Origin of the sequence: Streptomyces sp. MUM 203J (genome assembly GCF_022414595.1) — a bacterium.
Lineage (GTDB): Bacteria > Actinomycetota > Actinomycetes > Streptomycetales > Streptomycetaceae > Streptomyces.
In genome coordinates this window covers 80,707-90,476 of record NZ_JADWYO010000019.1, presented here as the reverse complement: position 1 = coordinate 90,476, position 9,770 = coordinate 80,707, and the positions used below count along the sequence as shown (strand labels likewise).

Genomic DNA, 9,770 nt, shown 5'->3' with positions numbered 1-9,770 from the left:
GGGCCGGACGGGCTGATACTGCGGGCCGACGTCGAACGGGCGTCCACCGCTCCGGCGGCCACGACCGCTCCGGCCGCCTCTGCTGCTGCCGCCTCCGCCGCCCCGGTCGCGCGGGCCGCGGCGCCCGCCGCCGCCGGGGAGCGGGTGCCGCTGCGCGGTGTGCGGGGGGCCGTCGCCGACAAGCTGTCGCGCAGTCGCCGGGAGATACCCGACGCGACCTGCTGGGTGGACGCCGACGCGACCGAACTCATGGCGGCCCGCGCCGCCATGAACGCCGCGGGCGGGCCGAAGGTCTCGCTGCTGGCGCTGCTCGCCCGGATCTGCACCGCAGCGCTCGCCCGCCACCCGGAGCTCAACTCCCGGGTGGACACGGAGGCGCGGGAGATCGTGCGGCTGCCGGAGGTGCACCTCGGGTTCGCCGCGCAGACCGAGCGGGGCCTGGTCGTGCCCGTCGTACGCGACGCGCACACCCGTACCGCCGAGTCGCTGACGGCGGAGTTCGCACGGCTGACGGAGGAGGCCCGGAAGGGCACGCTGACTCCTGCGGACCTGACGGGTGGCACGTTCACGCTGAACAACTACGGCGTGTTCGGGGTGGACGGCTCCACGCCGATCATCAACCACCCCGAGGCGGCGATGCTGGGTGTCGGACGGATCGTGCCCAAGCCGTGGGTTCACCAGGGCGAACTGGCTGTCCGTCAGGTCGTGCAGCTGTCGCTGACGTTCGACCACCGGGTCTGCGACGGCGGTACCGCGGGGGGCTTCCTGCGGTACGTGGCGGACTGCGTGGAGCAGCCCGCGGTACTGCTGCGGACGGTGTAGCGGCGCTGCCCCGCGTTCCGTGCGGGTCCCGGCCCACCTTCCCCTGGGCCGGGGCCCGGCGTCCTGGGACGCCGGACAAGCCGCGTGGCCCGTCCAGGGCCAGGGGGCGCCCCGGTACCGGGTGGGTGGTGGCGGCCATACTGGGCGCGTGAGCCGATTTGATGCCGTCGTGCCGGCGGGAGGGGCCGCCAAGCGGCTCGGCGGGGTGGACAAGCCCGCGCTCAGTGTGGGCGGGCGCGCCCTGCTCGACCGTGTGCTGGACGCGTGCCGGGACGCCGGACGCTCCATCGTCGTGGGCGGACGGCGGCCCACCGCACGGCCTGTCGTCTGGGCCCGGGAGGAGCCGCCCGGTGGCGGGCCGCTCGCCGCTCTGGCGGCCGGGGTGCGGCAGGTGGAGGCGGAGGCCGTCGTCGTTCTGGGCGGAGACCTTCCGTTCCTGGACCGCGCCACCGTGCGCGAACTCGTCGACACGCTCCTGGACGGCGACGCCGAGGCGGTACTCGCCGTGGATCCGGACGGCCGCGAACAGCCGCTCGTCGCCGCCTACCGGACCGAGCCGCTGCGCCGCGAGATCGCGCTGCTCGCCGCCGAGCACGGCCGTCTCTCCGGGCTGCCGCTGCGTCTGCTGACCGGCGAACTGGACCTCACCCGCCTGCCCGCCCGGCCCCTGGCCTCCTTCGACTGCGACACCTGGGAGGACCTCGCCGCGGCCCGGGCCCGCATCAGGGAGCATGGAACCGTGCTGGACGAATGGATCACCGCAGTCAAGGCCGAGCTCGGGATCGAGCTGGACGTCGACACCGGCGTCCTGCTGGACCTGGCCCGGGACGCGGCGCACGGCGTAGCCCGGCCTGCCGCGCCCCTCACCACCTTCCTGGTGGGTTACGCCGCCGCCAAGGCGGAGGGCGACGGCCCCGAGGCCGTGGCGGAGGCGGCGCGGAAGGCCGCCGCGCTCGCCTCCCGCTGGGCGCGGGAGGCCGAGGGCGAGGCCGAAGCGGGATGACCGAACCGGACGTCGACGGCGTCGACGAAGCCCTCGCCCTGGTCGGCCGCCCGCCCCGCGAGCCCGCACCGGGCAGCCGCCGTGACCCCGGAGGCCGGCACAGCTCCGGGCAGGCCGCCCCGTCTCCGGGCGCGCCCGAGGACCATGACACCCCCTGGGCCAGGGCCCGGGACCTCGCCGCGCATGCCGGCCAGAACACCCCGGTCCGTACCTGCCGCACCGTCCTGGGCTCCGCGCTCGGAGCCGTACTCGCGGAGCCCCTGGCCGCGCTGAGCGACCTGCCGTCGTTCGACTCCTCCGCCATGGACGGCTGGGCCGTCGCCGGGCCCGGCCCCTGGGCGATCCGCGAGGGTGACTCGGTACTGGCCGGACACGGTGAGAGTCCCGCCCTCCCCGACGGCGCCGCCGTGCGTATCGCCACCGGAGCCCGCGTCCCGCCCGGTGCCACCGCCGTCGTGCGCAGCGAGCACGCCCGCGCCGACACCGAGGGCCGTCACCTCCACGCGTTGCGTGACGTGGTGCACGGCCAGGACATCCGGCCCCGCGGCCAGGAATGCCGCGCCGGCGACCCGCTGCTGCCCGCCGCCAGCGTCGTCACCCCGGCCGTCCTGGGCCTGGCCGCCGCGGCCGGGTACGACGAGCTGCCCACCGTGGACCGTCCCCAGGTCGAGGTCCTGGTGCTCGGGGACGAGCTGCTCACCTCCGGCGTCCCGCACGAGGGGCTCATCCGCGATGCCCTCGGGCCCATGCTCGCCCCCTGGTTCCGGGCCCTGGGCGTCGACGTCCTCGCCACCCGCAGGATCGGAGACGACGCCGAGGCGCTGTATGCCGCGGTCACCGGCACCCGGGCGGATCTGGTCGTCACGACCGGCGGCACCGCCTCCGGTCCCGTCGACCACGTCCACCCCGTGCTGCGCCGCGCGGGCGCCGAACTCCTCGTCGACGGCGTCCGGGTCCGGCCCGGTCACCCCATGCTGCTGGCCCGCCTGGCCCCCGGCCGCCACCTCGTCGGCCTGCCCGGCAACCCCTTGGCGGCGGTCTCCGGACTGCTCACCCTCGCGGAGCCGCTGCTGCGCGCGGCGACCGGCCGCCCCGCCCCGGCACCCTGGTCGGCTCCCGTGAGCGACGCGGTACAAGGGCATCCGTACGACACCAGGCTCGTCCCGGTGGTCCAGCGCTCCGGGCAGGCCGTGCCGCTCCACTACACCGGCCCGGCCATGCTCCGCGGCCTCGCAGCCGCCGACGGCCTCGCCGTCATCCCGCCCGGCGGTGCCCGGCCCGGCGACATGCTGGAGCTCCTCGGGCTGCCGTGGAAGGCCGCCCTCTCCACGGTTGCAGCCGCCCCGAGCCGAGGTTTCACGTGAAACGTCCCCGTACCACCCCGATACGTGGCTACCTGCCCAGTGGCCAGGTGAAGCTGCCCCGCCGGATCGTCGAACACCCCCTGCGCCAGGTGGCCCTGAGGCTTGCCCTCGCCTTCCTGGTCCTGGTCCTCACCGTCCTGATCGTGCTGGTGGACCGGGACGGCTACAAGGACGGTCTCGACGGCCATGTCAGCGTCCTGGACGCCGTCTACTACGCGACCGTCACGCTGTCGACCACCGGGTACGGCGACATCGTCCCCGTGACGGACACGGCCCGGCTGATCAACATCCTGATCGTCACACCGCTGCGCGTGATCTTCCTGATCATCCTGGTCGGCACCACTCTGGAAGTGCTGGCCGAGCGCACCCGCCAGGAGTGGCGGCAGAAACGCTGGAGGACCGCCTTGCGTGACCACACCGTCGTCGTCGGCTTCGGTACGAAGGGCCGCTCCGCGCTGGAGACGCTGAGCGCGACCGGACTGAAGAAGGACCAGGTCGTGGTCGTCGACCCCAGCAGCGGCGTGATCGACCTGGCCAACGCCGACGGGTTCACCGGCGTCCTCGGAGACGCGACCCGCAGCGATGTGCTGCGGCGCGCGCAGGTTCAGAAGGCCGCTCAGGTCATCGTCGCCACCCAGCGGGACGACACGGCCGTGCTGGTCACCCTCACCGCGCGGCAGCTCAACAAGCACGCCAAGATCGTCGCCGCGGTACGGGAGGAGGAGAACGCGCCACTGCTGCGCCAGTCCGGAGCCGACGCGGTCATCACCAGCGCCAGCGCCGCGGGACGGCTGCTCGGCATGTCGGTGCTGAGCCCCAGCACCGGAACCGTGCTGGAGGGCCTCATCCAGCGCGGCACCGGGCTGGACATCGTGGAGCGGCCGGTGACCAAGACGGAGGCCGGGCGGAGCGTACGGGACACGGACGACCTGGTGGTGAGCGTGCTGCGCGGACACCGGCTGATCGCCTACGACGACCCGGAGTCGAGCCCCCTGCAGCTCACCGACCGGGTCATCACGATCGTGCGCGCCGCCGACAGCGCCGACGCCGCCAACTCCGCGGAGTAGCCTCGCGCCATGCGTGCGATCACGATTCCCGAACCCGGTGGCCCCGAGGCGCTTGTCTGGGCCGAGGTCCCCGATCCCGTGCCCGGCGAGGGCGAGGTGCTCGTCGAGGTGGCGGCCAGCGCCGTCAACCGCGCCGATCTGCTCCAGCGGCAGGGCTTCTACCCGCCGCCGGACGGCGCCCCCGCGTACCCGGGCCTGGAGTGCTCCGGCCGGATCGCCGCCCTCGGCCCCGGCGTGTCCGGCTGGCTCGTCGGTGACGAGGTGTGCGCCCTGCTCGCCGGTGGCGGCTACGCCGAGAAGACGGTCGTCCCGGCCGGGCAACTGCTGCCCGTGCCGAAGGGCGTCGACCTGGTGACGGCGGCGGCGCTGCCGGAGGTGGCCGCGACGGTCTGGTCCAACGTCTTCATGGTGGCCCACCTGCGGCCCGGCGAGACGCTGCTGGTGCACGGCGGGGCGAGCGGCATCGGCACGATGGCGATCCAGCTCGGCAAGGCCGTCGGCGCCAGGGTTGCCGTGACGGCCGGAAGCCCGGAGAAGCTGGCCCGCTGTGCCGAGCTGGGTGCGGACGTTCTCATCGACTACCACGAGCAGGACTTCGTGGAGGAGCTGCGCAAGGCGACGGACGGCGCCGGGGCGGACGTCATCCTCGACATCATCGGCGCCAAGTACCTGGACCGGAACATCCAGGCACTGGCCCTCAACGGACGGCTCGCCATCATCGGCCTCCAGGGCGGCCGGAAGGCCGAGGTGAATCTCGGGGCGATGCTCGCCAAGCGCGTCGCCGTCACGGCGACCTCGCTGCGAGGCCGCCCGCAGACGGAGAAGGCGGCCATCGTGGCCGCCGTGCGGGAGCATGTCTGGCCGCTGATCGCCGCGGGCACGGTCCGTCCCGTCGTGGACCGGGTGTTCCCGATGACGGAGGCGGCCGAGGCCCACCGGGCACTGGAGCAGAGCGACCATGTCGGCAAGGTGCTGCTGACCGCCCCGTCGGCGGTCTGACCGCCACACCGGCGGCAGACGTGCCGACCGGGCCGGCGACACGGGGTGGCAGACAGCGGCCCGGCGCTCCGTGTGGAGTGCCGGGCCGCTGACCGTCAGCCGGGTGGTTCAGGCGTGTGTCACAGGTACGGGCCGCCCGAGCGGTGGGCGGGGCCGTGCTCGTCGTCCTCCTCCGGGGCGGCGACACCCGGCGGAAGCGCCCGCCGCATCTGCTCCAACTGGGCGCGGGCCGCCATCTGCTGGGCGAACAGCGCGGTCTGGATCCCGTGGAAGAGACCTTCCAGCCAGCCCACCAACTGAGCCTGGGCGATCCGCAGTTCCGCCTCCGACGGCACCGCTTCCTCGGTGAACGGCAGGGAGAGCCGTTCCAGCTCCTCGACCAGTTCCGGCGCCAGCCCCTCCTCCAGCTCTTTCACCGAGCTGTGGTGGATCTCCTTCAGCCGGACCCGGCTCGCCTCGTCCAGAGGTGCCGCGCGGACCTCCTCGAGCAGCTGTTTGATCATGCTGCCGATCCGCATGACCTTCGCGGGCTGCTCGACCATGTCCGTGACCGGAACCTCGCGGGACTCCCCGTCCCCCTCACCGCCGCCGAGCGCCATTCCGTCCTGTCCGACGATGAGAACATGCGGGCTTTCCTGCGACCGTTCGTTCCTCGGCATCTCCATGCGCCCATTCTCTCGTACCGACGCGTCAAGCAGCGGTGTGCCCCTGCGCGGAGCTGATCCACCCTCGCGCAGGGGCACAAGCCCGTCACGTCTCCGCTACGTCTCCGCCCGCCGGGCGACCGCCCCGCGCGAGCGGGTGAGGAGGGCGGCGAGCAGCGCCGCTCCGAGCGGCACGGCGACCAGCAGGGTGCCCAGGGTCCCCCACGGGACGACGATCGGCACCGACGGGGGATCCGAGAAGATCGTGTGCCCCCCGTCGAGCGCCTCCTGGTACCAGCCCATCGCCTGGCGCCGCTCGGTGAGCCGCAGCCCGATCGCGGGCAGGACGCCCGCCGCGGACCCGAGCAGCACACCCATCGCCGCCACGACCCCGCACTGGAAGCCGCTGAGCGTACGGCGTACCCGGGTGGGGGCGCCGACGGCGGCCAGTGTCCGCAGATCGGCTTCGGCGTCGGCCTGGGCCAGCCCGGTGGCGATGCCGGCCGCGCCGATCGTGACCAGTCCCGCGAACACGGTGAGGGCCAGCAGCACGATGCCGGACTTGCTGACGTAGCCCTCCTCGACGTGCAGGTAGATGTCGACACCGGTCTTCGCCAGCGCCTCGTCGAGCTTCTGCCGCTGCTCGGCGCCCGGCAGTTCGTGGGTGGTGTAGTACGACCCGAGCGGTGTCACCGTCATTCCCGTGGCCTTCGCGGTGTCCTGGCTGACGATCCCCGCTATGCCGTACGAGCGGGTCTCGCCGTCCGGGACCCGGTAGGCGGGGAACGACTTCACCTCGCCCTTGGGCTCCCGATCCCCGTCATAGGCGCGGTCCGCCTCCTCCGGGTCGGTGATCAGTTTGAGCGAGACCGTGTCCTGCTCGTCGATCCAGCTCCGCCAGAAGGAGACGACGCCGCCTTCGGCGAGGGTCTTCGCCGCGTTCGGCTCGTCGACCCCGAGGACCTTCAGGAGGTTCTCGTCACCGACGACGAGGCCCTCGTCCGTGGGGACGAACTGGTAGCGGCGGGGCTGACAGCGCCAGTCCTGGGCCAGCTCGCGGCGTTCCGCCACGGAGAACTTCTCCTCGGCCTCGGGCGAGTCCCACAGGGGGCACTCGTTCGCCTTCGGTACGACCACCTCGACCCGGCCGCAGCGGTCGGCGCCGCCGCCCTCGGGATTGCAGCCCGGTTTGCCGACCGTGACAGCGGACACGTCGGCGCGGACGTCGACGGGCAGGTGCTTCTGCACGGCGTCCCGGACCGTCGGCACGTCCCGGCCGCTGTCCTCGGTCACCAGTGCGGCGACGGCCCCGTAGGGCAGCTGGGCCTCGTACTCCGCGCGGTCGGTGGCATCGGCGCTGGCCGCGTAGGTGGCGACGGCGACCGTGCCCGCGACCGCGGCCAGGACCGCTGCCACCGCGGGCGCCGTACGGCCCCGGTTGCGCACAGCGTCACGCAGGGCCAGCCGCGGCGACAGCGGGAGCCAGCGGCCGACCCGGCCGAACAGCCCCACCAGCATGGGCGTCATGGCGACCACGCCCAGCTCCGCGAGGGCGCTGCCACCGGCCACGATGACGAACTCGTCGCTGAACACCGACCCGTACAGGGCGACGGCGGCGCCGAGCAGCGCGACGATCAGACCGACGACGGGCAGCGTGCGGCTGCTGCGGCGTACGCCACGCCGCCCGGTGAGCGAGGCCAGCACGGTCTCGCGGGACGCGTTGACAGCGGGCACGATCGCGGCGAGCAGACCCGTCAGGACGGCGAGCAGCCCGATGCCGAACAGCTCCAGCGGCCGGATGTCGAAGGACCCGAAACGCCGCCCGATCGTGCCCTCCAGCACCGGCTGAAGCGCGAACGTGAGGATCACACCGAGCACCGTGCCGACGACGGCGGCCGCCACACCGATCACCAGGCCACCGGCCAGAACGATGGAGCGGATGTGCCGCCGGTCGCCGCCGTTGGCGCCCACCAGGCCCAGCTGACGGCGCGAGCGGCGGGCGCCGACCGCGAAGGCGGGCCCGGCCAGCAGGCAGATCTCCAGCATGGCGAGGCCGACGACGGTCGCCGTGGCCATGAGCGCGGCCTGCTCGGCGCTGCTGCTCCCCTCGTACATTCCCCAGTGGTCACTCTGGAACAGCGGCACCTCGGAGCGCTCCGGCGGGTCGATCAGCACCGCCCGGGACACGACCCGGACGCCCCTGCCGTTGGCCTCCTTGACCATGTTCCACGTGAAACCATCGCTGTTCCCGAGTTTCACCAGGTAGCTGGTGAACGGCTCGCCGCCGCTCCGCCCGGCGGCCTTGAGCGCCTTCTCGTACGGGGTGAGGAAGGCGCCCGGCAGGAAGTTGACCTGGATGGACTTGAGGTCGCCCGGCAGCTCGTAGGTGCCGACGATCCGGTACTCACGGTCGAAGTCCCGCGCGGCGAGTGCTGAACCGACGCTCAGACCGCTGTCCTCCAGGAAGCGGCTGGTGACGGCGACCTCGTCGTCCCGGTCCGGGAAGCGTCCGTCGAGGAGGTTCATGATCCCGCGGGCCATGGGGGCGTCGGCTTCGAATTCGCGGACGTCGGCGTTCAGCAGGCCGTGGGCGGTGCGAAGCCGCGCCTGCCCGGCGGTGTCGGCCAGGACCGTCGCGCCGGACGGGACGACCTTGGTCACGTCGGTCGCGCCGTCCGGCCAGTCCTCCCCGTCCTCGGGATCGTGCGCCAGCGTGTAGTTCTCGCCGTCCGGGCTCTGCAGGATGGGCTGGCCGGCCATGCCCGGGTCGTGGAACTGGGCGTCGGCGCCGCCGAGGATGCGGGTCGCCTTCTCCTGCGGGGACAGCTGCGCGCTGCGCAGGGTCAGGTCGGCGGCGCTCACGCCGAGGATCGGCAGGGCGATCATGGCCAGTACCAGGAAACTGCGGCCCTTGAAACGCCAGGCGTCGCGGCGGGCGATCCGCACTGCGGCGCGCCAGGAGTGGAGCCAGTTCGTCACAGCGAGCCCGCCTGCCCGAAGCCCGCCTGGCCGGTGCCGGACTGCCCGGAGTCCGTCTGTCCACTGCCCGGCAGACGCGCGGGGCCGCCCGCTGTCCGGGCGGTGGTGAGCAGGGAGTCGGCGTCGCTCCGTACGGTCTGGTCGACGACCGCGCCGTCCCGGAGGAAGATCACACGGTCCGCCCACGCGGCGAAGCGCGGCTCATGGGTGACGAGGACGGCGGCGGCGCCCGCGTCGCACCGGGCCCGCAGCAGGGCCAGCACCGACTCGCCGGTCTCCGAGTCGAGCGCGCCGGTCGGCTCGTCGGCCAGGACGAGGCGCCGGTCACCGACGAGGGCGCGGGCGATGGCGATGCGCTGCTGCTGACCGCCTGACATCTCGTCGGGGAAGCGGTCAGCGAGGTGACCCAGGCTCATCTCCTCCAGAGCGGCGAGGGCCTCGGTGCGCGCCTTGCGGGCGGAGACACCGTCCAGCTCGCGCGGCAGGGCGACGTTCTCGGCGGCGGTGAGCGCCGGAACGAGGTTGTAGTCCTGGAAGACGTAGCCGATGCTGCGGCGGCGGAGCGCGGCGAGCGTACGGCGGTCGGCGGTGCTGATGTCGGTGTCCTCGACGATCACCTGGCCGGAGGTGGGGCGGTCCAGGCCGCCCGCGAGGGTGAGGAGCGTGGACTTCCCGGAGCCGGAGGGGCCCATGACGGCGACCAGCTCGCCGGGGAGGACGGCGAGGTCGATGCCGCGCAGCGCGTGCACCTCGGTGGCGCCGGTGCCGTGGACCCGTGTCAGCTGCCGGAGTTGCAGGACGGGCTTCTGTGGCACATGCGTCGGATGTGACATGGGTGATGGCATCGAAGGGTCCCCCTTGGCGTACGGGCACGGTGGCGCGTACGGAGTGG

Annotated in this window: 8 protein-coding genes; 5 read left to right on the top strand and 3 right to left on the bottom strand. The window is 73.4% G+C overall.

The window, feature by feature from the left end; genetic code table 11:
- From I3F58_RS12955 to I3F58_RS12935, 5 genes are all read left to right on the top strand, one after another.
- Window positions 1–822 (top strand): dihydrolipoamide acetyltransferase family protein (locus I3F58_RS12955; protein WP_240108505.1); only part of this gene is annotated, 822 nt, incomplete at its 5' end.
- Window positions 823–970: 148 nt separating this feature from the next.
- Window positions 971–1,825, top strand: a complete 855-nt coding sequence (locus I3F58_RS12950) for an NTP transferase domain-containing protein (protein ID WP_240108504.1) — start codon at window positions 971–973, stop codon at window positions 1,823–1,825.
- Window positions 1,822–3,189 carry a molybdopterin molybdotransferase MoeA gene (locus I3F58_RS12945; RefSeq protein ID WP_240108503.1) on the top strand — a complete coding sequence of 456 codons (1,368 nt, stop codon included), beginning with the start codon at window positions 1,822–1,824 and terminating at the stop codon, window positions 3,187–3,189. Before I3F58_RS12950 ends, I3F58_RS12945 begins: the two co-directional genes overlap by 4 nt.
- Window positions 3,186–4,256, top strand: a complete 1,071-nt coding sequence (locus I3F58_RS12940) for a TrkA family potassium uptake protein (protein ID WP_240108502.1) — start codon at window positions 3,186–3,188, stop codon at window positions 4,254–4,256. The genes I3F58_RS12945 and I3F58_RS12940 overlap by 4 nt, the downstream gene beginning before the upstream one ends.
- A gap of 9 nt (window positions 4,257–4,265) precedes the next feature.
- Entirely contained in the window at window positions 4,266–5,255 is a 990-nt protein-coding gene (locus I3F58_RS12935; protein WP_240108501.1) for an NAD(P)H-quinone oxidoreductase, read from the top strand.
- Between the two features lie 119 nt (window positions 5,256–5,374).
- On the opposite strand, the gene I3F58_RS12930 is transcribed toward I3F58_RS12935, so the two are convergent.
- From I3F58_RS12930 to I3F58_RS12920, 3 genes are all read right to left on the bottom strand, one after another.
- Window positions 5,375–5,920, bottom strand: coding sequence for a bacterial proteasome activator family protein (locus I3F58_RS12930; RefSeq protein WP_275678457.1), 546 nt, complete (start codon window positions 5,918–5,920; stop codon window positions 5,375–5,377).
- Between the two features lie 96 nt (window positions 5,921–6,016).
- Window positions 6,017–8,878: an FtsX-like permease family protein gene (locus I3F58_RS12925; RefSeq protein ID WP_240108500.1), complete on the bottom strand. Its 2,862-nt coding sequence runs from the start codon at window positions 8,876–8,878 to the stop codon at window positions 6,017–6,019.
- The gene (locus tag I3F58_RS12920) at window positions 8,875–9,711 is read right to left on the bottom strand and encodes an ABC transporter ATP-binding protein (RefSeq protein WP_240108499.1); all 837 of its coding nucleotides are present in this window, start codon (window positions 9,709–9,711) and stop codon (window positions 8,875–8,877) included. Before I3F58_RS12920 ends, I3F58_RS12925 begins: the two co-directional genes overlap by 4 nt.
- Window positions 9,712–9,770 lie beyond the last annotated feature (59 nt).